Source organism: Pseudomonas helvetica, from assembly GCF_039908645.1.
GTDB lineage: Bacteria > Pseudomonadota > Gammaproteobacteria > Pseudomonadales > Pseudomonadaceae > Aquipseudomonas > Aquipseudomonas helvetica.
Map to the genome: position 1 here is coordinate 2,154,310 of NZ_CP150917.1, position 24,785 is coordinate 2,179,094.

Annotated in this window: 16 protein-coding genes and 1 other RNA gene; 9 read left to right on the top strand and 8 right to left on the bottom strand. The window is 59.6% G+C overall.

What is annotated here, in order from left to right:
- The first annotated feature begins 99 nt into the window (after positions 1-99).
- Positions 100-2,499: a diguanylate cyclase gene (locus AABM55_RS09820; RefSeq protein ID WP_347929429.1), complete on the top strand. Its 2,400-nt coding sequence runs from the start codon at positions 100-102 to the stop codon at positions 2,497-2,499.
- Positions 2,500-2,671: 172 nt separating this feature from the next.
- On the opposite strand, the gene dacB is transcribed toward AABM55_RS09820, so the two are convergent.
- Positions 2,672-4,132, bottom strand: coding sequence for a D-alanyl-D-alanine carboxypeptidase/D-alanyl-D-alanine-endopeptidase (dacB, locus tag AABM55_RS09825; protein WP_347929430.1), 1,461 nt, complete (start codon positions 4,130-4,132; stop codon positions 2,672-2,674).
- 234 nt (positions 4,133-4,366) lie between these two features.
- Between dacB and AABM55_RS09830 the strand changes: the two genes are divergently transcribed.
- On the top strand, positions 4,367-4,711 hold the full coding sequence (locus AABM55_RS09830; protein WP_054593237.1) for a YggL family protein: 345 nt from the start codon (positions 4,367-4,369) through the stop codon (positions 4,709-4,711).
- A gap of 46 nt (positions 4,712-4,757) precedes the next feature.
- Here AABM55_RS09830 and AABM55_RS09835 read toward each other — a convergent pair whose 3' ends face one another.
- Positions 4,758-5,948, bottom strand: coding sequence for a benzoate/H(+) symporter BenE family transporter (locus tag AABM55_RS09835; RefSeq protein ID WP_103315366.1), 1,191 nt, complete (start codon positions 5,946-5,948; stop codon positions 4,758-4,760).
- 376 nt (positions 5,949-6,324) lie between these two features.
- Here AABM55_RS09835 and AABM55_RS09840 point away from each other — a divergent pair, with 376 nt between their 5' ends.
- A complete protein-coding gene (locus AABM55_RS09840) occupies positions 6,325-7,089 on the top strand; it encodes a GntR family transcriptional regulator (RefSeq protein WP_103315365.1) in 765 nt (254 codons plus the stop codon).
- A gap of 82 nt (positions 7,090-7,171) precedes the next feature.
- Here AABM55_RS09840 and guaD read toward each other — a convergent pair whose 3' ends face one another.
- The 4 genes from guaD to xdhA form a co-directional block, all read right to left on the bottom strand.
- Positions 7,172-8,476 carry a guanine deaminase gene (guaD, locus tag AABM55_RS09845; protein WP_347929431.1) on the bottom strand — a complete coding sequence of 435 codons (1,305 nt, stop codon included), beginning with the start codon at positions 8,474-8,476 and terminating at the stop codon, positions 7,172-7,174.
- Between the two features lie 24 nt (positions 8,477-8,500).
- A complete protein-coding gene (gene xdhC, locus AABM55_RS09850) occupies positions 8,501-9,343 on the bottom strand; it encodes a xanthine dehydrogenase accessory protein XdhC (RefSeq protein WP_347929432.1) in 843 nt (280 codons plus the stop codon).
- Positions 9,344-9,484: 141 nt separating this feature from the next.
- Complete coding sequence (gene xdhB / locus AABM55_RS09855) at positions 9,485-11,884, bottom strand: xanthine dehydrogenase molybdopterin binding subunit (protein ID WP_347929433.1); 2,400 nt, start codon at positions 11,882-11,884, stop codon at positions 9,485-9,487.
- Positions 11,877-13,331 (bottom strand): xanthine dehydrogenase small subunit, encoded by a 1,455-nt coding sequence (xdhA, locus tag AABM55_RS09860; RefSeq protein ID WP_054593231.1) that lies wholly within the window; start codon positions 13,329-13,331, stop codon positions 11,877-11,879. Before xdhA ends, xdhB begins: the two co-directional genes overlap by 8 nt.
- Before the next feature lie 265 nt (positions 13,332-13,596).
- Here xdhA and AABM55_RS09865 point away from each other — a divergent pair, with 265 nt between their 5' ends.
- The 5 genes from AABM55_RS09865 (at position 13,597) to ffs (ending at position 21,655) form a co-directional block, all read left to right on the top strand.
- On the top strand, positions 13,597-14,256 hold the full coding sequence (locus tag AABM55_RS09865) for a GntR family transcriptional regulator (protein WP_054593230.1): 660 nt from the start codon (positions 13,597-13,599) through the stop codon (positions 14,254-14,256).
- Positions 14,257-14,258: 2 nt separating this feature from the next.
- On the top strand, positions 14,259-17,747 hold the full coding sequence (gene smc / locus AABM55_RS09870; protein ID WP_347929434.1) for a chromosome segregation protein SMC: 3,489 nt from the start codon (positions 14,259-14,261) through the stop codon (positions 17,745-17,747).
- A 256-nt stretch (positions 17,748-18,003) separates the two neighbouring features.
- Positions 18,004-18,852, top strand: coding sequence for a cell division protein ZipA (zipA, locus tag AABM55_RS09875; RefSeq protein ID WP_103315358.1), 849 nt, complete (start codon positions 18,004-18,006; stop codon positions 18,850-18,852).
- Positions 18,853-18,999: 147 nt separating this feature from the next.
- The gene (ligA, locus tag AABM55_RS09880) at positions 19,000-21,357 is read left to right on the top strand and encodes an NAD-dependent DNA ligase LigA (protein ID WP_103315357.1); all 2,358 of its coding nucleotides are present in this window, start codon (positions 19,000-19,002) and stop codon (positions 21,355-21,357) included.
- A 201-nt stretch (positions 21,358-21,558) separates the two neighbouring features.
- Positions 21,559-21,655: signal recognition particle sRNA small type (gene ffs, locus AABM55_RS09885), an RNA gene on the top strand.
- A 119-nt stretch (positions 21,656-21,774) separates the two neighbouring features.
- Here ffs and AABM55_RS09890 read toward each other — a convergent pair.
- Entirely contained in the window at positions 21,775-22,143 is a 369-nt protein-coding gene (locus AABM55_RS09890) for a VOC family protein (RefSeq protein ID WP_103315356.1), read from the bottom strand.
- A 136-nt stretch (positions 22,144-22,279) separates the two neighbouring features.
- Positions 22,280-22,594, bottom strand: coding sequence for a helix-turn-helix domain-containing protein (locus AABM55_RS09895; RefSeq protein WP_054593225.1), 315 nt, complete (start codon positions 22,592-22,594; stop codon positions 22,280-22,282).
- Between the two features lie 490 nt (positions 22,595-23,084).
- Here AABM55_RS09895 and AABM55_RS09900 point away from each other — a divergent pair, with 490 nt between their 5' ends.
- Positions 23,085-24,785 carry an EAL domain-containing protein gene (locus tag AABM55_RS09900; protein WP_347929435.1) on the top strand — a complete coding sequence of 567 codons (1,701 nt, stop codon included), beginning with the start codon at positions 23,085-23,087 and terminating at the stop codon, positions 24,783-24,785.

The window sequence follows — 24,785 nt, forward strand, 5'->3', positions numbered from 1 at the left end:
CTGTGGTGTTTTTGCGCTGGCTAATCTAATGGCTAATAGCTATAACTTCACTCAAAGCCAAGGTGACGCCTAAGCACGCCGGCGTTTTGAGTTTCGCTTATGCCGTTGCACGCCGTACGACCCAAGATCCTGGGCTTGATCAGTGAAGATGTTTCGGCCTGGCTCATTGCGCTGCTGGTGTTGCTGGCCGGCGGCGTACTGACGGGGCTGCTCGCCTGGGCCAGCTTCAATGCGCAGCATCAGCAGATGGCGCAGCGTTTCCAAATGCTGGTCAACGAACGCAAGAGCCGGATTACCGAGCGTTTCGACGATCAGGAGCAGCGCCTTGATAGCCTGCGGCGATTCTTCGTCAACTCCGAGTCGGTTTCCCGTGAAGAGTTCGACGGCTTTACCAAAGCACTGTTGCACAGGACTCAGGCCTACGCCTGGGCGCCGCTGGTTGCCCGCAGTGAACGTTCCGCGTTCGAGCAACGGGTGCGCGAACAAGGTAAAGCAGGATTTTCCATTCGCGATCTGACACCTTCCGCAGAGCTGCAACCTGCCGCCTTGCGCGATGAATACGCGCCGGTGTTGTACAGCCAGGCGCTAGGCTCAAAAGCCGCGCCGCTGGGTTTTGATTTGCTCTCGGAACCGACACGTCGGGCAACGCTGGAAAGGGCCCGCACCCTCAACGCGATGGCGGTGTCCGAGCCCACGCTGCTGATTGGCGTCGATCCTGAATATGCCCATGGCGTGCTGCTGGTCGAGCCGGTTTTGCGCGATACCGCAGCGTCAGCTCATGACGCTACGCCCCTTGGTTATGTGCTGGCAGTGATCAGCATGCGTCAGTTGGTAGTCGATGGTTTTCCGTTGCCCGGGCAGGACAACCTTGTGGTGCAGATTCGTGATCGGGCACAGGGCGCTCAGGCGCAAGCGCTCTACGAATCTACCAACCCGGTGGCGAATCAGCCGCTGCATTACAGCTCGATGTTGCGACTGGGCGAACATGTCTACGATCTCGATATTCGTACCAGCCGCGTGTTTGAACATGCCACTCATTCGGCGGTTGCCAGCCTGATCGTGATGGGAACGCTGTTGAGCGTGCTGCTCAGTGCCTTGCTCTACATTCTGGTCAGTCAACGGCAACGAGCGCTGGCGCTGGTCGAGCAGCGTACCCGCGAGTTGCGCCTGCGAGAACAGGAGTTGAGCGGCGCTCATGGTCAATTGCGCGGGGTGCTGGCCGCGGCGACCCAAGTGGCGGTGATTGCCACCAACCTGCGCGGTGTGATCACAACGTTCAATGCCGGTGCCGAGCATATGCTCGGCTATCGCAGTGTCGATGTGTTGGGACAGGCGACCCTGGAAAGTCTGCATCTGCCCGCTGAGCTGGAAGCGCGAGCCGTGGAACTCAGTCAGCGTTACTGCAAGCCGGTGCCGGGCTGTCAGGCGATGCTGGTGGAAGGTGGCAAAGCGGGTGGGCATGAAGCGCGTGAATGGACCTTGGTGCGCCAGGACGGCAGCCATCTGACGGTGAACATGCTCGCCACCGCAGTGCTTGATGAGCAGGGGCTGTGGGTCGGGAATCTGGCGATCTGCATCGACATTACCGAGAGTAAACGCGTGCATGAAGCGTTGGCCGCGCGCGATTTACTGCTCAAGAAACTCAGCGCTCATGTGCCGGGCGGCATTTATCAATTCAAGATGGCGGCAGACGGGCGCTTCAGTGTGATCTATGCCAGTGATGGCATTCGCGATATTTACGAAATCGACCCGGACGTGCTGCAACAGAACGCCGAGGCCATTTTCGAGCGGATCCATCCGCAGGACGTCGCTCGGGTGCGTGCCTCGATCCGGGTCTCTTCGTTAAAGCTCAGCCCGTGGCGCGAAGAGTACCGCGTTCAGTTGCCGGTCCGTGGTCTGCGTTGGGTACGCGGTGAGGCAACGCCGGAAGAATTGCCCGGCGGCGGAGTGTTGTGGCATGGCTACATTTCGGATATTTCCGACCTCAAGCGGGTCGAGGAAGAGCTTCGCGCCTTGTCGGTGACCGACTCGCTGACCGGCATTCACAATCGACGCTATTTCCAGGAGCGGCTGACCATGGAAATGGCCCGGGTCGAGCGAGGTATCGGGGGCTTGGCGGTGATCATGCTGGATATCGATCACTTCAAGCGCATCAATGATGTGTACGGCCATGCGGCAGGCGATCGGGTGTTGCAGGCGATCTGTCAGCGCATTCGCCAACGCTTGCGGCGCACCGATGTGTTCTGTCGCCTGGGAGGCGAGGAATTCATGGTGTTGTGTCCGGACACCGACGGGCAGCATGCCCATACGTTGGCCGTCGAGCTATGGCAGAGCTTGCGCAATACGCCGATCGACGACATGGGCACGGTAACTGCCAGCTTTGGTATCGCCAGTTGGCGTTCCGGGGAGGGGGCTGATGCCTTGCTGCTGCGCGCTGACTCGGGGGTTTATGCGGCGAAGCAGGCCGGGCGGGATCGGGTTGAGATGGAACTGGTGTAGGCCGGTTCAGGTTTGTGTGGCGAGGGAGCTTGCTCCCGTTGGGGCGCGAAGCGGCCCTGAAGGCGATGATCGAGTTGGGTCAGATGTATCTGATTTGTTGATTTTGCGGCTGCTGCGCAACCGAGCCGGGAGCAAGCTCCCTCGCCACAGTTGCGCAGTGTTTAAGTGGGGCTTAAAGCGCCGACTCGGCCGTTGCCAGTTTCGGCTGGCGGTACAGGTCCAGCAGCACCTGATCGAGCACCGTATGCGCACCAAAAGGTGCCGGATCGTTGAGGATCGCAACCACTGCCCAGGTGTTGCCATTGTTGTCGCGGCTGAAACCGGCGATAGCGCGCACGGTGTTCAGGGTGCCGGTCTTGACGTGTGCTTCACCCCGCATTGCGGTGGTCTTGAGGCGTTTGCGCATGGTGCCGTCCATGCCGCTGATCGGCAGCGAGCTGACGAACTCGGCCGAGTACGGGCTTCTCCAGGCAGCCTGCAGCATGGTCGCCATTTCACGGGCGCTGACCCGTTCGGCACGCGACAGGCCCGAGCCGTTCTCCATCACCAGGTGCGGCGCGGTGATGCCTTTCTTCGCCAGCCATTGACGCACTACGCGTTGTGCGGCTTTTGCATCGTCAGCATCGGCGTCGGTGCGGTATTTCGCGCCCAGGCTGAGGAACAGCTGCTGAGCCATGGTGTTGTTACTGTATTTGTTGATATCGCGGATGATTTCCGCCAGGTCCGGCGAGAACGCCCGGGCCAGTACCTTGGCATCCTTTGGTACGGCGGCCAGACGATCCTTGCCCTGGATGCTGCCACCCAGTTCCTGCCAGATTGCCCGTACGGCGCCGGCGGTGTAGGTCGCATGATCGAGCAGCGAAAGGTACGTCTGCGAGCTGCAGCCGTCGGCCAACTGGCCTGCAACGGTCACGCTCACGCTGCCGTCGGCCTGGGTTACCGGGTTGTAGCGCACGCCCCCGGAACACTGTTTGCCGCTAAGCGCTTTGACCTGGTTGTCGATGCGAATACTGGCGATCGGTGGTTCGACCGACACCAGTACCTTGCCCGAGTCGTTGCGAGCTACGAAGCGCAAGGCCTTGAGGTTGACCATCAGCGCGTCGGGCTTGACCAGGAACGGCTTGTTCTCGTCTTTACCATCGTCATTGAATTCGGGAAGTTGCGGCTGGACGAAGAAGCTGCGATCCAGCACCAGGTCACCGGTAACTTGCTGCACGCCATTGGCTCGCAGGTCACGCATCAGCAGCCAGAGTTTTTCCATGTTCAGCTTTGGATCGCCGCCACCCTTGAGGTACAGGTTGCCGTGCAGAATGCCGCCATTGAGGGTGCCGTCGGTGTAGAACTCGGTTTTCCACTGGTGGTTCGGGCCAAGCATTTCCAGCGCGGCGTAGGTAGTGACCAGTTTCATGGTCGAGGCCGGATTGACTGAAACGTCAGCGTTGAAAACGGTCGGTGTGCCTGGGCCGTTGAGTGGAATCATCACCAGCGACAGGGCGTTGTCCTGCAGCTTGCTGGCTTTGAGTGCTTTTTCAACGCTGGGTGGCAGGGTGGTGTTGACCGGGGCAGCGGAAACAGGGAAGGCCAGCGGTACAAGCAGGCTGGCGAGAAGCAATGGACGCAAAGATTTGATCATCTGAAATAAAACCCTACTGCCGAGGGGGAAAAAGATGAGGGCATGAGAATAAATTCCCTCGGTGGTCGCGAAAGTGTCGGCATTATGCCCCAAGGAGTAGCGGCTTGTGCCGTATCCAAAGGGCCGAATCCGCTATTTTTTTACCGGCGGTAGGCGCAAGCCGCCAGAGAATCGGGCAAACCACGGCTTAAACTGCTAAAGTGCCGCCCGTTATTACTTTTGAGGATTGTTCCAATGGCGACTAACCGTTCCCAGCGTCTGCGCAAAAAACTCTGCGTCGATGAATTTCAAGAGCTGGGTTTCGAACTGAACCTGGATTTCAAAGAAGATCTGGCTGATGAGGCTGTTGACGCTTTCCTCGACGCGTTTCTGAAAGAAGCCATGGAAGCTAACGGCCTCGGCTACGTTGGCGGCGACGACTACGGTCTGGTTTGCCTGCAAAAACGTGGCTCGGTCAGCGCTGAACAACGCGCCGCCGTTGAAGCCTGGCTGAAAGCCCGCACCGAGCTGACCAGCGTAGAAGTCAGCCCGTTGCTGGACGTTTGGTACCCGGAAAAGCCGATCAATCCGGTAGCCTGATGTTCAAAAAAACGGCGACCTGAAGGTCGCCGTTTTTTTTTGCATTTCAGGCATTGCGCCAATTCAGAATCATTAACGTAATCACCCCCGCCACAATTCCCCAAAATGCCGAGCCAATGGAAAACAGCGTCAGCCCCGACGCAGTGACCATAAAGGTGATCAATGCCGCTTCACGTTCCTTCACTTGCGCCATAGCGATGCTTAAGCCGTTGATGATTGAGCCGAATAGCGCCAGCGCGGCAATCGACAGCACCAGCTCTTTTGGCAAGGCGGCGAACAGCGCTGCGAGCGTTGCGCCAAAGACCCCGGCAATCCCGTAGAAAATCCCGCACCAGACGGCCGCGGTGTAACGCTTGTTGCGATCTTCATGGGCATGTGGCCCGGTGCAGATGGCGGCACTGATCGCTGCCAGGTTGATCCCGTGGGAGCCAAATGGCGCCAGCAACAGTGAGGCGATGCCGGTGGTGGTGATCAGCGGCGAGGCCGGCACGTTGTAGCCATCTGCGCGTAACACGGCGATGCCGGGCATGTTCTGCGAGGTCATGGCCACCACGAACAATGGAATGCCGATGCTGATGGTCGCCGCGAGGGAGAAGTGCGGGGTGGTCCAGACCGGGGTGGCCACTTCCAGATGAAAACCGCTGAAATCCAGCAGGCCCATGACGCCGGACAATGCAGTGCCGATCAGCAACGCCGCCAGCACCGCATAACGCGGCGACAGGCGCTTGACCACCAGATAGGTGAAAAACATCCCCAATACCAGGCCCGTGCGGTGCTGGGCAGCGACGAAAATTTCACTGCCGATCTTGAACAGAATCCCCGCCAGCAACGCCGCCGCCAGTGACGCGGGAATGCGTTTGACCAAGCGTTCGAAGCTGCCGGTCATGCCGCAAAGAGTGACGAGCACGGCGCAAGTGATGTAGGCGCCAATCGCCTCGCCGTAGGTCACGCCCGATAGGCTGGTGATCAGCAGCGCCGCGCCGGGCGTCGACCAGGCGATGGTGATCGGTGTGCGATAGCGCAAGGACAAACCGATCGAGCACACGGCCATTCCAATCGAAATCGCCCAGATCCACGATGAAATTTGCCCGCTGGTCAGGCCCGCCGCCTGGCCGGCCTGGAACATCAGCACCAGTGAGCTGGTGTAGCCGGTCATCATGGCAATAAAACCGGCGACGATGGCCGAAGGTGAAGTGTCGGCCAATGGGCGAAGTTGCGCGTGAGTGGCGTCGGTCATGGCGCGGTGTTCCTTGTTCTTGATATACGAATAAAGTCCGCTGCCACCCGTGTGGCGAGGGAGCTTGCTCCCGCTCGGCCGCTTTGCGGTCGTAATGTGTGAGCGAGGTCATCTGAATAAACGAGTCGGCAGGTTTCAGGACTGCTGCGCAGTCCAACGGGAGCAAGCTCCCTCGCCACGGGCCAGGTGTTCAAGCCTAAACTTAAACGTGGCAGCTCGTTGCAATACAGCCGGGGGCGTATATGGCCGTACAGTCGTGTTGCCACCAGCGGTTGTGTACAATGTGCTGTGTTTTTTACGCAATACTTGCCAGCGACCCTCTGTGCCGTATTACAGTCACAGTCAATTCGCCGCAGTTCTCCCGACTCGAGTGCCCATGAACGAACAGTTGCAGCCCCTCAAGAAACAACCGCGAGCAGGCAAAGCCGGCCGCAGCGGAACCCAGGACGATATCGTCTATGCGCATATCTTCGAGGCCATCCTCGAACAGCGCCTGGCGCCCGGTACAAAGTTGAGCGAAGAGGCGCTGGGAGAAATTTTCGGGGTCAGTCGCACCATCATTCGCCGCGCGTTGTCGCGTCTGGCCCACGAAGGCGTGGTGCTGTTGCGTCCCAACCGGGGTGCCGTGGTTGCCAGCCCGAGCGTCGAAGAGGCCCGTCAGGTATTCATGGCGCGGCGTCTGGTCGAGAAGGCGATCACTGAACTGGCAGTCGTACACGCGACGGCCGAACAGATTGCCGAGCTGCGGCAAATGGTCAACGACGAGCGCGATAGCTTCTCCCGTGGCGACCGCGGTGCCGGTATCCGGCTGTCTGGCGAGTTCCACCTGAAGCTGGCCGAGGCGGCGAAGAACGCCCCGCTGATCAGCTTCCAGCGCAGCCTGGTGTCGCAGACTTCGTTGATCATCGCCCAGTATGAAAGCGGTAACCGCTCGCACTGTTCCTACGATGAACACACTCAGCTGATCGACGCCATCGAGGCTCGCGATGCTGACCTGGCGGTGAACCTGATGATGCATCACATGGACCACATCGACAGCAAGCTCAACCTCGACGAAGAAAGCGCCTCGGACGATTTGCATGCGGTGTTCTCGCACCTGTTGCAGACCAAGAAGCCAGGGCGGCCGACCGCCAAACTCTGATAGATCGCGATGGCGGTCTGACAGACGTAAAAAAATCCCCCGCAACCTGATGGCTGCGGGGGATTTTTCGTTTCAGAAGGGCTTAACGCTGGTGAACTAGATTCCCTGCCGCGTAAGTTTGCAGAACAGTTCGGTCATCCCCCAATGTCATCAGCACAAACAGCGTCTCGGCGATGCTCTTGGCCTGTTTCAGGCGATAGCCGAGCAGCGGCGTGGCGTTGTAGTCCAGCACCAGGAAGTCGGCGTCGGTGCCCGGTTGCAGGGTGCCGATCTTGTCTTCCAGGCGCAGTGCGCGGGCACCGCCGAGGGTTGCCAGGTACAGCGATTTGAACGGGCTCAGGCGTGCGCCTTGCAGTTGCATGACTTTGTAGGCTTCGTTCAGGGTTTGCAGCAGTGAGAAACTGGTGCCGCCACCGATGTCAGTGCCCAGGCCGACGTTCAGGTTGTGCTTCTCGGCCATCGGCAGGTTGAACAGACCACTGCCGAGGAAGAAGTTCGAGGTCGGGCAGAAGGCGATCGCCGAACCGGTTTCGGCCAGGCGTGCGCATTCGTCATCGCACAGGTGCACGCCGTGCGCGAATACCGAGCGTTCACCGAGCAATTTGTAGTGGTCGTAGACGTCCAGGTAGCCCTTGCGCTCCGGGAACAGTTCCTTGACCCATTCGATTTCCTGCAGGTTTTCACTGATGTGGGTCTGCATGTACAGGTCGGGGTATTCGCTGAGCAACTGGCCGGCCAGGGTCAGTTGTTCCGGGGTGCTGGTCGGTGCGAAACGTGGCGTCACTGCGTAGTGCAGGCGACCCTTGCCGTGCCAGCGTTCGATCAGCGCCTTGCTGTCGACGTAGCTGGATTCGGCGGTGTCGGTCAGGTAGTCCGGCGCATTGCGGTCCATCATCACCTTGCCGGCGATCATCCGCAGGTCGAGCTTTTCGGCCGCTTCAAAGAACGAGTCCACCGATTGCGGGTGCACGCTGCCGAACACCAGCGCGGTGGTGGTGCCGTTGCGCAGCAGTTCCTTGATGAAGATACCGGCGACTTCTTCGGCGTGGGCCTTGTCAGAGAATTGGCTTTCGCACGGGAAGGTGTAGGTGTTCAGCCAGTCCAGCAGCTGTTCGCCGTAAGCACCGACCATGCCGGTTTGCGGCAGGTGAATGTGCGTATCGATGAAGCCCGGCGTGATCAGCGCATCCTGGTAATGGCTGACTTGAATGTCGGCGGGCAGGCTGGCGAGCAGTTCGCAGGCAGGGCCGATGGCGCTGATCTGGCCGTTTTCAGTCACCAGCAAGCCGTCTTCGAAATACTCGTAGGAGGCTTCGATACCCACCACGGCGGGGTCGGCGATGCTGTGCAGAATGGCGGCACGGTAGGCTTTGCGAGTCAAAGGCATTGTCGTTCTCGGTTCGTGGCTTTTTTAGTTCGAGGCGTGGCTGCGGCGCGAGGCGGGCAGCAGTTTGGCAATAGGTTCGGCTTTCGCGCCGTGCTGGCCGAAATTCGCGTTATAGGTGGCGATGATTTCGCCGGCGATGGAGATGGCGATTTCCACCGGCAACTTGCCTTTGACCTCGCCGAGGCCCATCGGGCAGCGCATGCGTTGCAGCACGGCGTTGTCGAAACCGCGCTCGCGCAGGCGGTGTTCGAATTTCACCCGTTTGGTCTTCGAGCCGATCAGGCCGAAGTAGGCAAAGTCGTTGCGCTTGAGGATTGCCGCGGTGAGCTCCAGGTCGAGCTGGTGATTGTGGGTCATGACGATGCAGTAACTGCCAACGGGCAGGTCGTCAATTTCGTCCACCGGTTCTTCGGCGACGATTTTACGCACGCCGTGGGGGATCTGTTCGGGGAACTCGGCTTCCCGCGAATCGATCCAGCGCACGCGGCAGGGCAGGCTGGCCAGCAACGGCACCAGCGCCCGACCGACGTGGCCGGCACCGAATACAGCGATCTGTGCCTGTACCTGGCCCATGGGCTCGAACAGCAGCACCGTGACGCCGCCGCAGCATTGACCGAGGCTGGCGCCGAGGGTGAAACGCTCCAGATGGGTGTCCTGTTTGCCGCTAGCAAGCATCTCCCGGGCGACCTGCATCGCCTTGTATTCCAGGTGCCCGCCACCGATGGTGTCGAACGCCTGCGTGGCGCTGACGACCATTTTCGAACCGGCATTGCGCGGCGTCGAGCCGAGCTCTTCGATGATGGTCACCAACACGCAGGGTTCACCCTGGGTTTGCAGGTCGGCGAGGGCGTCGATCCAGTTGTACATGTTCACCTCAACATTTCTGTTGTCTGTTCGGGCCTCATCGCGAGCAAGCTTTGCTCCTACGGAATGGCGGCGGTTCACGATGATGCGATCGACGCAAAACTTGTAGGAGCAAGGCTTGCCCGCGAAGGCCGCGCCTCGGTTTTAGAGCGAAGCCAGCTCGGTCTCGGCTTCCGCGGCTTTCACCGACTTCAACTGGCGCATCTGCTCACAGCCCCACAACACCCGCTCCGGTGTGGCCGGTGCGTCGATTTTCGGTTGATGTCGGTAATCGCCCAGGCTCGCCACTGCATCCTTGATTGCGCACCAGACGGAAATCCCCAGCATGAACGGCGGTTCGCCCACGGCTTTGGAATGGAACACCGTGTCTTCCGGGTTCTTGCGGTTTTCCACCAGCTTGACCCGCAAATCCAGCGGCATGTCGGCGACCGCCGGGATCTTGTAGCTGGCCGGGCCGTTGGTCATCAGTTTGCCTTTGGCATTCCAGACCAGCTCTTCCATGGTCAGCCAGCCCATGCCCTGGATGAAACCACCCTCGACCTGGCCCATGTCGATAGCCGGGTTCAACGAGGCGCCGACGTCATGCAGGATGTCGGTGCGGAGCATTTTGTATTCGCCGGTCAGGGTGTCGACGATCACCTCGGCGCAGGCTGCGCCAAACGCGTAGTAGTAGAACGGCCGGCCGCGAGCCTGGCTACGGTCATAGTAGATTTTCGGGGTCTTGTAGAAACCGGTGCTGGACAGCGACACCTGGGCGAAATACGCCTGCTGGATCAGTTCTTCGAAGGTCAGGATCTGATCGCGAACCCGCACATGGCCGTTGTGAAACTCTACGTCTTCTTCGCTGACCGCATACTTGCGCGCGGCAAATTCCACCAGGCGTTGCTTGATGATTTCAGCGGCGTTTTGCGCAGCCTTGCCGTTCAGGTCGGCACCGCTGGACGCGGCGGTCGGCGAGGTGTTCGGCACCTTGTCGGTGTTGGTCGCGGTGATCTGTACACGGTCGATTTCAACCTGGAACACCTCGGCCACGACTTGCGCGACTTTGACGTTCAAGCCCTGGCCCATTTCGGTGCCGCCGTGGTTCAGATGAATGCTGCCGTCGGTGTAGACGTGAATCAGTGCACCGGCCTGGTTGAGGAAGCTGGCAGTGAAGGAAATACCGAATTTCACCGGGGTCAGCGCCAGGCCTTTTTTCAGGATCGGGCTGTTGGCGTTGTAGCGGCGGATCGCTTCGCGGCGTTCTGCGTACTGGCTGCTTTCTTCCAGCTCGGCGGTGATTTCCTCGAGCATGTTGTGCTCGACGGTCTGGTAGTAATGGGTGACGTTGCGCTCGGTCTTGCCGTAGTAGTTGGCCTTGCGCACCGCCAGCGGGTCGAGGCCCAGATGACGGGCGATGGCGTCCATCACTTCTTCGATGGCGACCATTCCTTGCGGGCCGCCAAAGCCGCGATAGGCGGTGTTCGACGCGGTGTTGGTCTTGCAGCGGTGACCGTTGATGGTTGCGTCGCCCAGGTAGTACGAGTTGTCCGAGTGGAACATCGCCCGGTCGACGATCGACGCCGACAGGTCCGGTGAACAACCGCAGTTGCCGGCCAGTTCCAGTTGGATGCCGTGCAGGCGTCCGCTGTCGTCGAAGCCGACATCGTATTCAATGTAGAACGGGTGACGTTTGCCGGTCATCAGCATGTCTTCGACCCGTGGCAGGCGCATTTTGGTCGGCTGCCCGGTCAGGTGCGCGATTACCGCGCAGAGACAGGCGGGGCTGGCGGCCTGAGTTTCCTTGCCGCCAAAGCCGCCGCCCATGCGACGCATGTCGACGACGATTTTGTTCATCGAGACGTCGAGCACTTCCGCCACCAGTTTCTGCACTTCGGTGGGGTTCTGGGTCGAGCAGTAGACGATCATGCCGCCGTCTTCGGTCGGCATCACCGAAGAGATCTGGGTTTCCAGATAGAAGTGTTCCTGGCCGCCGATATGCAGCGTGCCTTGGATGCGGTGCTCGGCGGTCGCCAGCGCAGTGGCTGAGTCGCCGCGTTTGTGAGTGTGGCTATCCAATACGAAGTGGCGTTTGCGCAAGGCTTCGACCACGTCGAGTACCGGCTCCAGATCTTCGTATTCGATGATCGCGGCCATGGCCGCCTTGCGTGCGGTTTCCAGGTCTTTCGCGGCCACCGCGAGCACCGGCTGACCGACGAATTGTACGTCGTCGATGGCCAGCAATGGGTCGCCCGGCAACAATGGACCGATGTCTTTCAGGCCCGGCACGTCCTCGTGGGTAATGGCGATGCGCACGCCTTCAAAGGCGTAGCAGGGCTTAGTGTCGATGCTGATGATTTTCGCGTGGGCACGATCCGAGAGTCGCGCGTAAACGTGCAACTGATTCGGAAATTCCAGCCGGTCGTCGATGTACTGCGCTTCACCGGACACGTGTTTGTCGGCGCTGTCGTGCTTGACGCTGCGGCCGACACCGGTGGTCAGGTCCTTGGCAAACAGTTCGGCCAGTTCGGCTTGGGTTTTCTCGACTTTGTGATGGTTAGACATAAGCGGTCACCCGAGTCTCGATGTGCGGTGTTTGCAGTTCGATGAAGTATTTACGCAGCAGGTTCTGCGCGCTGAGCAGGCGGTATTCCTTGCTCGCACGGAAGTCCGTGAGCGGTGTGAAGTCTTGCGCAAGGGCGGCGCAGGCACGTTCCACCGTTGTGTTGTTCCATGGCGCGCCGAGCAGCGCGGCTTCGCAGCTTTTCGCGCGTTTCGGTGTCGCGGCCATGCCGCCGAACGCAACGCGGGCGTCGGCAACCACGCCGTTTTCGATGCGCAGGTTGAACGCCGCGCAGACCGCGGAAATGTCATCGTCCAGACGCTTGGAGACCTTGTAGGCGCGGAACAGTTGTTCCGCGCTGGCACGCGGCACGATGATTTTTTCGATGAACTCGCTTTCCTGGCGCGCAGTGACCCGGTAATCGATGAAATAGTCTTCCAGCGCCAGCGTGCGACGGGTTTCGCCTTTGCACAGCACGATCTGTGCGCCCAGAGCGATCAGCAGCGGAGGTGAGTCACCAATCGGCGAGGCGTTGCCGATGTTGCCGCCGAGGGTGCCCTGATTGCGGATTTGCAAGGAGGCGAAGCGTTGCAGCAATTCGCCGAAGTCCGGGTACTCGGCCTCGAGGGCGTCGTAGCAGTCGGAGAGGGCGGTGGCGGCGCCGATTTCCAGACGATCGTCAAAGCGCTCGATGCGCTTCATTTCTGCGACGTTGCCGACGTAGATCATCACCGGCAGCGTGCGGTGGAACTGGGTCACTTCCAGCGCCAGGTCGGTACCGCCGGCCAACAGTTTGGCTTGTGGATAAGCGTCATAGAGGTCGGCCAGATCGGCGACGGTCAGTGGCACCAGGCAGCGTTTATCGCCGCTGTTCAGTTCACCGGTGTCGGTCGGAGCAATGGCTTTCAGGCGAGCGATGGTTTCGGCTTCGCGAGCATCGAACTGGTCGGGCTGTTTGGCGCTGCACACTTGTTCGGCGGCGGCGAGGATCGGCCGGTAGCCGGTGCAGCGGCAGAGGTTGCCGGCGAGGGCTTCGTGAGCTTTGTGGGAATCGGCGTGATCGCTGTTTTTCTGCAGCGCGAACAATGACATGACAAAGCCCGGTGTGCAGAAGCCGCACTGTGAGCCATGGCACTCGACCATGGCTTTTTGCACGCTGTGCAGCTTGCCTTGGTGTTTGAGGTCTTCGACGCTGATCAGCTGTTTGCCGTGCAGCGACGAAACAAACGTCAGGCACGAGTTGAGGCTGCGATAGCGAATGTGTTCGCGGCCGTTGTCATCGGTCTGCAATTCACCGACCACCACCGTACACGCGCCACAGTCACCGCTGGCGCAACCTTCTTTGGTACCGGGTTTGCCCAAATGTTCGCGCAGATAGTTGAGCACGGTCAGGTTTGGGTCCAGGGCGTGCTCGCTACGGAGTTCCTGGTTAAGTAAAAACTGGATCACGGAAGGCCTCGCAGACTCATTATTGTTGTTAACCGACGAACCTGAATTTATCAGGTCTGACTTTTCGGTCAATGATTTTCTGACTTGAGGGTCAGGAAATACGCTTTTGCCGATCAACAGTGGCTTATTTCATTATTGACCCTCTCGGGATACCTCGCTTTTTGCTTGAATCGTGCCAAATTCCGCTGGCTTGGCCCTGCGCCATCACCCCGCAAGTGCGCTACACTGCGCCGCTTGTACAGATCGAAGAGTTTGAAGGAAAACCATGACGTTCAAGGCGCCGGACAGCCTCGCCGAGCAAATTGCTCACCACCTCGCCGAACGCATCATTCGCGGCGACCTCAAGCCCGGAGAGCGCATCCAGGAACAGAAGGTCACGTTGGCCCTCAATGTCAGCCGCGGCTCGGTTCGCGAAGCCTTGCTGATTCTCGAGCGCCGGCACCTGATCGCCATCTTGCCGCGTCGTGGTGCTCATGTGACCGAACTCACCGCACACAAGGTGCAGAGCCTGTGCACGCTGATGAGCGAGCTGTACATCCTGCTCGGTAATTCGGTGGCCAGTGGCTGGCAGGTTCAGGCCGACATGGCGCCGTTCCTGCACATCCAGCAGCGCCTGAGCGCCAGTTACGAGCGTCAGGACATCCGCGCCTTTGTCGAAGACAGTTTCAGCGTGATGCGCGCGGCGTACCCATTCGCCAATAACCCGTACTTGCAGGAAACCGTCGAGAACCTGCAACCGGCCATGAGCCGTGCGTATTTTCTCGCCCTGGAACAGCGCAAGGCCGAGATGAGTGAGTTCCTCGAACTGTTCGAACGCTTGCTCGCGGCCGTGCTGGCGCGTGATCTGCCAGAGATTCGCGTCGTGCTCTCGGCTTATGCCCGGCGCAGTTGCGATCTGGTGCTGTCTGCCTTGCCGGTTGCCTGAGCGTGCGGCTCAAGTGCATCAAACTGGCGGGGTTCAAATCCTTCGTCGACCCGACCACGGTGAACTTCCCCAGTAACATGGCGGCGGTGGTCGGGCCCAACGGTTGCGGCAAGTCGAACATCATCGACGCCGTACGCTGGGTGATGGGCGAGAGCTCGGCCAAGAACTTGCGCGGCGAGTCGATGACCGACGTCATCTTCAACGGCTCTACCAGTCGCAAACCGGTGAGCCAGGCAAGCATCGAACTGGTGTTCGACAACTCCGACGGCACGTTGCTCGGCGAGTACGCGGCCTACGCGGAGATTTCCATTCGTCGCAAAGTCACCCGCGACAGCCAGACCACGTATTACCTCAACGGCACCAAATGCCGTCGCCGCGATATCACCGACATTTTTCTCGGTACCGGCCTGGGCCCGCGCAGCTACTCGATCATCGAACAGGGGATGATCTCCAAGCTGATCGAATCCAAGCCCGAAGACCTGCGCAACTTCATCGAAGAAGCGGCGGGGATCTCCAAGTACAAGGAGCGCCGGCGCGAGACCGAAAACCGCATCCGTCGCACCCACGAAAACCTCGCGCGCCTGACCGACCTGCGTGATGAGCTGGAACGTCAGCTCGAACGCTTGCATCGTCAGGCCCAGGCGGCCGAGAAGTATCAGGAATACAAAGCCGAAGAGCGTCAGCTCAAGGCACAACTGTCGGCGCTACGCTGGCAGGAATTGAACGAACAGGTTGGCCAGCGCGAAGCGATCATTGGCAACCAGGAAATCAGTTTCGAAGCCCTGGTCGCTGAACAGCGCAATGCCGATGCGAGCATCGAGCGGCTGCGCGACGGTCATCACGACCTGTCTGAGCGCTTCAATCTGGTGCAGGGACGTTTCTATTCGGTCGGCGGCGACATCGCCCGGGTCGAGCAAAGCATCCAGCACGGCCAGCAGCGTTTGCGTCAGTTGCAGGATGACCTCAAGGAAGCCGAGCGTTCGCGCCTGGAAACCGAGTCGCACCTGGGTCATGACCGCACCTTGTTGGCGACTCTCGGCGAAGAGCTGGATATGCTCACGCCTGAGCAGGAAGTCACCAGCGCCGCCGCTGAAGAGGCCGCCGCCGCGCTGGAAGAATCCGAAACCACCATGCACGGCTGGCAGGAGCAGTGGGACAGTTTTAACCTGCGCTCGGCCGAGCCACGGCGTCAGGCTGAAGTCCAGCAGTCGCGCATCCAGCAGCTGGAAACCAGCATGGAACGCCTGGCCGAGCGCCAACGTCGCTTGGCCGAAGAGCGCGACCTGTTGTCGGCAGCCCCGGAAGACGCGGCGATTCTCGATCTGAGTGAACAGCTCGCCGCCAGTGAAGCGACCCTCGAAGATTTGCAGGCCAGCGAAGAAGCGCAGGTCGAGCGGCTTGAGCAGTTGCGTCAGGAACTGCAACTGGCCCTGCAAAACCAGCAGCAGGCGCAGGGTGACTTGCAACGGCTCAACGGGCGCCTGGCCTCGCTGGAGGCGTTGCAGCAAGCGGCGCTCGATCCGGGCACCGGCGCCGCCGAGTGGTTGCGTGAACAGCATCTGGCCGAACGTCCGCGTCTGGCCGAAGGCTTGAAGGTTGAGGCGGGTTGGGAGCTGGCGGTGGAAACCGTGCTCGGTGCCGACCTGCAAGCCGTGCTGGTCGATGACTTCGCGGGATTCGATCTGTCCGGCTTTGCCCAAGGCGATCTGCGTTTGCTCAGCCCGGCCAGCGATGGAGTGCGGATCCCCGGCAGCCTGCTCGACAAAGTTGAGGCGCAGATCGATCTGTCGCCGTGGCTGGGGCAGGTCAAACCGGTGGACAGTCTTGAACAAGCGCTGTCGCTGCGTGGGCAATTGTCGGTTGGCGAAAGCCTGATCAGCCGTGATGGCTACTGGGTTGGGCGGCACTTTTTGCGGGTGCGCCGCGCCAGTGAGGCCGAGAGCGGCATGTTGGCGCGCGGGCAGGAAATCCAGCGTCTGGGGCTTGAGCGCGAAGAGCGCGAAGCGACCGTCGAGACGCTGGAAACCACCTTGCAAAACCTGCGCGCCCAGCAGCGTCAGCAAGAGAATGGCCGCGAACACCTGCGTCGTTTGCTGCAGGACGAAGCGCGCCAGCAAGGCGAATTGAAAGCTCAACTGTCGGCCGGTAAAGCCAAGGCCGAGCAGCTGACATTACGCCGTACGCGGCTCGACGAAGAGCTCGGTGAATTGGCTGAGCAGCGTGCGCTGGAACATGAACAGATTGGCGAGTCGCGCCTGCAATTGCAGGAAGCCCTCGACAGCATGGCGATCGACACCGAGCAGCGCGAGTTGCTGCTGGCTCAGCGCGACAGCTTGCGCGAGCGCCTGGATCGGGTGCGGCAGGAGGCCCGTCAGCATAAAGACCATGCGCACCAATTGGCGGTGCGTCTGGGCTCGCTCAAGGCGCAACACGATTCAACCCGTCAGGCACTGGAACGGCTGGAATTGCAGTCCGAGCGCCTAACTGAAAAGCGCGAGCAGCTCAGTCTTAATCTGGAGGAGGGCGAAGCGCCGCTGGAAGAGTTGCGGCTCAAGCTTGAAGAGTTGCTCGACAAGCGCATGAGCGTCGACGAAGAATTGAGAACCGCGCAGATCGCCCTGGAAGATGCCGATCGTGAATTGCGGGATGCCGAGAAACGCCGCAGCCAGGCCGAGCAGCAATCGCAGCTGCTCCGTGGTCAACTTGAACAGCAGCGCATGGAATGGCAGGCCCTGACCGTGCGCCGCAAAACCTTGCAGGATCAATTGCTCGAAGACGGCTATGACCTGCACGGGGTGCTCGCCACCCTGGTGGCTGAAGCGAACGAAAAAGACGCCGAAGAAGAGCTCGAGCGCATTGCTGCGCGAATTCAGCGACTGGGCGCGATCAACCTCGCGGCCATCGACGAGTACCAGCAGCAGTCCGAGCGCAAGCGTTATCTGGATGCTCAGGACGCTGACCTGGTGGAAGCGCTCGACACCCTGGAAAACGTCATTCGCAAGATCGACAAGGAAACCCGCAATCGCTTCAAAGATACCTTTGATCAGATTAACGGTGGATTGCAGGCTCTTTTTCCAAAAGTTTTCGGTGGAGGCAGCGCTTATTTGGAACTGACGGGCGAAGATCTACTCGATACAGGGGTGACGATCATGGCGCGTCCGCCCGGGAAGAAGAACAGCACCATCCATTTACTGTCAGGCGGTGAAAAAGCCCTGACGGCATTGGCACTGGTTTTTGCGATCTTCAAGCTGAACCCGGCGCCGTTTTGCATGCTCGACGAAGTTGACGCACCGCTGGATGACGCTAACGTTGGACGCTATGCCCGATTGGTGAAAGAGATGTCACAAACGGTGCAGTTCATCTATATCACCCACAACAAGATCGCCATGGAAATGGCCGACCAATTGATGGGGGTCACGATGCACGAGCCTGGTTGTTCGCGTCTGGTAGCCGTGGATGTCGAGGAGGCGATGGCGATGGTGGACGCCTGAGTCATGGCGCGTAGGCCAGATATTTGCGGGAATCAGGGATTTTTACCCACAGAGAATGCTGGCTAATCGACATAATGGCTGAAGCCATTGTGACTGACGGTGTAAAGTTATCTTTGGTCGTGCTAGTTTAATGTCAATTTTTCGTATGCGTGGGCAAAACGCCATTCAGAACATAGAGTTGGCGCCACGTTTTAAAGCGGTTTACAGCTTGTAAACCCCTTATTTTTCAGCATTTTTTATAGAGGCACGGGATTACATGGAAATCGGTCTGCGCGAGTGGCTGATCGTCATCGGCATTATTGTCATTGCCGGTATTCTTTTTGATGGCTGGCGGCGCATGCGCGGCGGCAAGGGCAAGCTGAAGTTTCGCCTGGACCGAAGCCTGTCCAACCTGCCGGACGAGGACAGTGGTGCCGAACTGCTGGGCCCGCCACGCGTGCTGGATACCCATAAAGAACCGCAACTCGACGAGCATGACTTGCCGTCGGTGAGCATGCCTGCCCGTGAGCCGCGTGAGTCGGGCTCCAAGCGCAGCAAGCGGGGTGGCGAGCCATCCCAGGGCGACCTGAATTTGAATCTGGACCTGGATGGCGGCCCTAGCTTCAGCAGCCGTGATGATTTCCCGGACGAAACCAAATCGTCGAGCGCTGCAGTCAATAAAGAACAGCCGCAGGCAGAAGAAGTCCTGGTCATCAGCGTGATCTGCCGTGACCCGGGCGGATTCAAAGGCCCGGCCCTGTTGCAGAACATCCTGGAAAGCGGTCTGCGTTTTGGCGAGATGGATATCTTCCATCGTCACGAAAGCATGGCCGGCAACGGCGAAGTGCTGTTCTCCATGGCCAACGCGGTCAAGCCTGGCGTGTTCGATCTGGACGATATCGATCTGTTCAGCACCCCGGCTGTCAGCTTCTTCCTCGGCTTGCCAGGCCCGCGCCACCCGAAACAGGCCTTCGACGTGATGGTTGCAGCTGCCCGCAAACTGTCTCAGGAGCTCAATGGCGAACTGAAAGACGATCAGCGCAGCGTACTGACCGCTCAGACCATCGAGCACTACCGTCAACGTATCGTCGAGTTCGAGCGTCGCGCCCTGACCCAGAAGCGCTGATATCGAATGGTCAAGCTCTCTATGACTAGAGAGCTTCTTGTGGCGAGGGAGCAAGCTCCCTCGCCACAGAATCTGCGTCTTTACGCTATATCGTATTTTGAAGATTGAGCAGCCTCGGCTGCTCTTTTGCTTTATGAGAGAGCACCCATGACCGCCGTTGAAAAACGCATTCTAGAGCTGCGCGCTGAGCTGGATCAGCACAACTACCGTTACTACGTCCTCGACGAGCCGAGCATTCCGGACGCCGAATACGATCGGCTGTTCCATGAGCTCAAGGCGCTGGAAACGGCAAATCCCGAGCTGGTCACTGTCGACTCGCCGACCCAGCGGGTTGGCGGTGCGGCGCTTGCAGCGTTCACTCAAGTGCGGCACGAAGTGCCGATGCTCAGTCTCGGTAACGCCTTCGAAGAAAACGACATGCGCGAGTTCGATCGCCGGGTCACCGAAGGTCTGGATTTGCCGGCCGGCGATTTGTTTGGCGCTGGCGCCGAGGTGGAGTACAGCTGCGAACCGAAGCTCGATGGCCTGGCAGTCAGCTTGCTGTATCAGGACGGCATGCTGGTGCGCGGCGCTACTCGCGGCGACGGCACCACCGGTGAAGACATCAGCGTCAACGTGCGCACGGTGCGCAACATTCCGCTCAAGCTGCAGGGCAGCGGCTGGCCGTCGACCCTGGAAGTGCGCGGCGAAGTGTATATGTCCAAGGCTGGTTTCGATCGCCTGAACGCCGCGCAACTGGAAGCCGGCGGCAAAACCTTCGCCAACCCGCGCAACGCCGCAGCAGGCAGCTTGCGTCAGCTGGATTCGAAGATTACCGCCAGTCGCCCACTGGAGTTTTGCTGCTACGGTCTCGGCCAGGTCTCGGCCGAGATCGCCGACACGCATATCGGCAATCTGCAACAACTCAAGCTATGGGGCTTGCCGGTCAGTCACGAGTTGAAACTGGCCAAGGGTATTGGTGAATGCCTGGATTACTACCGCGATATCGGCGAGCGCCGTAATGCGCTGCCTTATGAAATCGATGGCGTGGTGTTCAAGGTCAACAGCCTCGCCTCGCAGCGTGAGCTGGGCTTTCGTGCTCGCGAGCCGCGCTGGGCAATTGCCCACAAGTTTCCGGCGATGGAAGAGCTCACCGAGTTGCTCGACGTGGAGTTCCAGGTCGGTCGAACCGGTGCAGTCACTCCGGTTGCACGCTTGAAACCGGTGAAAGTGGCGGGTGTGACCGTGTCCAACGCGACATTGCACAACATGGATGAAGTCGCGCGTCTGGGCTTGATGATCGGCGATACGGTGATCATTCGCCGCGCCGGTGACGTGATCCCGCAAGTGGTGCAAGTGGTTACCGAGCGTCGCCCGGAAAATGCCCGTCCCGTGCAGATTCCCAAGTGCTGCCCGGTCTGTGGTTCGCATGTCGAGCGCACGCAGTTGGTCAAGCGCAGCAAGGGTCGCGAAACGCTCAGCGAAGGGGCGGTATATCGTTGTGTCGGGCGTCTGGCCTGTGGGGCGCAGCTCAAGCAAGCGATCATCCATTTCGTTTCGCGCCGGGCCATGGACATCGAGGGGCTGGGCGAGAAGAGCGTCGAGCAGTTGGTGGATGAAGGTCTGGTCAGTTCGCCGGCGGATTTGTACGCCTTGAGCTTCGAACAGATCGTCGACCTGGAAGGGTTCGCCGAGCTGTCGAGCAAGAACTTGCTCAGCGCGATTGCCGACAGTAAGAAACCGGGGTTGGCGCGCTTCATCTACGCCCTCGGAATTCCGGATGTCGGCGAAGAGACGGCCAAGGTCCTGGCGCGCTCGCTGGCATCGCTTGCGCGGATTCAGCAGGCATTGCCGCAAGTGCTGACGTACTTGCCGGATGTCGGGCTGGAAGTCGCCTACGAGATTCACAGCTTCTTCGAAGACGCGCACAACCGGAAGGTGATCGAAGAACTGCTCAAGCATGGCCTGGAGATTCAGGATCAGGGCGAATTGGGCGCCGAGTTTGCCGCCAGTACCACGCTGGGCGGGATGATCGACAAGCTGAACATTCCCTCGGTCGGACCGGGCGGGGCGCAGAAGTTGGCTGACAAGTTCGGTTCGCTGGAAGCGATCATCAGCGCCGACTGGCTGGACATGCGCCAGGCGCTGCCGGAGAAGCAGGCCAACGCCGTTCGGGAATTCTTCGCCATCGAGCAGAACCGTCGGTTGGCGCTGGATGCCGAACAGCAGTTGCGCGACTTTGGCATGCATTGGCAAAGCGAGAAAAAAGTCGTCGAAGGCTTGCCGCTGGCAGGCCAGACCTGGGTGCTCACCGGCTCTCTGGAGCTGATGAGCCGTGACGTCGCCAAGGACAAGCTCGAAAGCCTCGGCGCCAAGGTGGCGGGCTCGGTGTCGGCCAAGACTTACTGTGTAGTGGCGGGGCCTGGCGCCGGCTCCAAATTGGTCAAGGCCAATGAGCTGGGGTTGAAGGTGCTGGACGAAGAAGCATTCGTGGCGTTTTTGGCCGGGCACGGCATTACTGCCTGAAGTCGGCAAGGTCGCAGCCTTCGGCAGTTCCTGCGGGGCGATGTATGCATGTAGGAGCTGCCGCAGGCCGCGACCTTTTCAAGACCAACGCATGTCCTTGAACCGGTTCATATTTTTTAATCTGCGCGAACGGTTGTAACTTCGTCTCAGATAGGTACAATGGCGCGGCTCGCCGTCAGGTGAGCGTCGTTATGGTGACCCCATCGGTCCCCCCGCAACGATTACCCGTGAACCTGGTCAGATCCGGAAGGAAGCAGCCACAGCGGGAACATTGTGTGCCGGGGTGTGGCTGGTGGGGTCGCCACCTTAACGCCAAGCCTTCATTCGCAAGGCTTGTGATCCTCAAAAAAATCCAGAATTTTTATCTCATTGATCTTTCCTGGTCGATGCCTTGCTTCGTCCAAAATAACCTCGCCGTCATTCCGAAAGAGCAAATACCCGCAACCGATGCCCATCCGGATCGAGCGCCACGAAGGTGTAGCCGAAATCCAGCTCAATCGGCTCTTGGGCGATGCGCAGCCCTTGTGCGGTCCATGCGGCGTACAGCGTGTCAACTGCCTGTTGGTCGGCCACCGAGAATCCCAGTTCGCCGCCACCACCCGCCGCTTCGGCTGCAGGTTCCACGGTGTGCCTGGACCACAGCCCAAGTTTTACACCCGAATCAAGAATGAACAGCGCAAAGGTCGGTTGCAGTTCAACCGGTGGTTTGTCGAGCAGGCGGCTATAGAAGTTGGCGCTGGTGGCGGGGCTGTCGACGTACAGCAGCAGGTAATGTTGGGCGTTCATGGCGACTCCGATGTCGTTGGCGTTGATGGCTCAAGCCTAAACGGTCGGTCTGTCAGTTTCTGTCAGTAGTCGATAGCAAAAGAGCAGGCAGGTGTATCAATCCAATACACCTGCCTGCTCTTTTTTGTTTCTGGCTCTAAGGCTTGGACAAGGCCTGGTCTACCGCCGCGATCAGCTTTCCCAGATCCTTCGGGGTGGCTTTGTGTATGACACCGAACAAATACGCTCGCTGTTCGTCTTCGTCGCCAAGATCGGCAAAAAACGCTTTGAGCTTCACTCCCAGCACATCGGCAAGCATGAACAGGGCTTCCACGCTGGGGGTATAGGTGCCGGTTTCGAAGCGGCTGATGGTTTTGGGGTCAAAACCGGTTTTTTCACCGAGTTCAGCCTGAGTAAGCCCCGCCACCTTGCGATAGCGTCTTATGGCTGGACCCAAACTTGAAATTTGCATCGCTCAATTCCCATTTAGAATCAAGAACTTAACGATAGATTTTTGCATTAGACAACTGCATGATCCATCACCTTGCTTTGCAAAATGTGATGTATTTCGTAGAATCCCCGTTTCGTACAGGCATTTGGTGACCTGGCTTCATAAGTCCAGGCAATGTGAGACGGCCAGCATTGCGTTACCTCGCAGGGTGTGCAGAGACGCCGCCGACGACGCGAAATGCCGTTTCAATATTACCAGAGTCGGTGTTTTTGGCGTGCCTGTACGAGGCCTCTGAGCCTAGTTGATCTTCGTTTGTTCGGGGGCCATCAAATGCTGTTCATGGAGTTTTAACGTGCATCTGAATTTGCCGGCCCGCTCTTTTACAAGGATGTTGCCCTGGCAGCATCACGCGCTGCGACCCTCTGCGCAGTGCCGCATCCTTCAAAACATCTCTTCCGGGCGTTGTGCGCTGGTCGAGCGGTACAACCGCTAGCCACAGTGAGCCGGACTCATGGATGAGAAGTACCGCAGGGCCGTAGATGCAGCCGCCATTTTTTCCGAGACAGACCTGGCGGGGCGCATTACTTACGTCAACGATTTGTTTTGCGCAGTGTCTGGCTACAGTCGCGAGGAGTTGTTGGGGGCCAATCACCGCATCCTCAATTCAGGTCTGCATCCTGACGACTTCTTCACAACGATGTGGCGCACGGTTGCCCTGGGCAAAGTCTGGAAGGGCGAAATCTGCAACCGGTCCAAAGACGGTAGCCTGAATTGGGTCGACAGCACCATGGTGCCGGTGCTGGATGAGTCGACCGGACGGGTTCATCGGTATCTGTCGATTTGCTTCGATATCAGTGAAAAGCGGCAGTTGCTGCACTCACTGCAATGGCGGGTCGGCCATGACGTCCTGACCGGCCTGCCCAATCGGGCGTATCTCTCCGATTTGCTCGAGCAGGCCCTGGATTACTCCCGCGTCGAGAAGGTGCCGTTGGCGGTGTGCATGCTTGACCTCGACGGCTTCAAGGCGGTCAATGACGGCTATGGTCACGCCAGCGGCGACTTGTTGCTGGTCGAGGTGGCCAAGCGTCTGCGCACCATCGTTCGCGGCGAGGATGTGGTGGCGCGGCTGGCCGGGGACGAGTTCGTGCTGATCTTGCGGTTTGTACGCGATATGCCGGAATTGCGCGCGGCGCTGCATCGCGTGCTCGAGGCGATCTCTGCGCCGTACTCGATTCTGGGCAAGGACATCAATGTGTTTGCCAGCATCGGTGTCACGTTGTTCCCGGTCGATAGCGAAGATGCGGAAACCCTGCTGCGCCATGCCGATCAGGCAATGTACGTGGCCAAGCAGAGCGGGCGTAACCGTTTCCACCTGTTTGATGTGGTGCGCGACCAAGAGGTCAAGGCCACTCACCAGACGGTTGCGCGGGTGCGTCAGGCTTTGCTCAACGATGAGCTGCGCCTGCATTTTCAGCCCAAGGTCAATATGCGCTGCGGTGCGGTGGTTGGTTTCGAGGCGCTGCTGCGCTGGGAGCACCCGCAGGATGGCCTGGTGCCGCCCAGGGAGTTTCTGCCGTTTGTCGAGGAGACGGACCTGATCGTCGATATTGGCGAGTGGGTGATGGAGCAGGTTCTGGCGCAGTTGTCGCGATGGCAAAAGAACGGTCAACGCTGGCCGGTCAGCGTCAACATCGCTGCCCGGCATTTTCAGCGGGCGGACTTTTTTGATCGGCTCAAGACCGTGCTTGCACGGCACGCCTGGGTCGCGCCCCAGTTGCTTGACCTGGAGATTGTCGAGTCGGTGGCGATCGAGAATATTCAGCACGTCAGCACCTGCCTGCAGGCCTGCCAGGCGCTGGGCGTGAGGTTTTCCCTGGGAGATTTTGGCACGGGTTATTCGTCGCTGAGTTACCTCAAGCGTCTGCACACGCAAACCATCAAGATCGATAAGTCATTTGTGCGCGACATACTGCATGATCGCGATGATCTGGCGTTGACCACCGCAGTCATTGGTCTTGCCCGGGCGTTTGGGCGAGAGGTGATCGCCGAGGGCCTGGAAAGCATCGAGCATGGCGAGTTGCTGTTGCGCCTGGGCTGTGAGGTAGCGCAGGGCTATTTCATTGCGCGGCCGATGCCGGCCAGCGAGGTGCCGGGCTGGGTCGAGGCCTTCGTCGCACCAACCCGGTGGCAGACACTGGACCAGGCGGTCTGA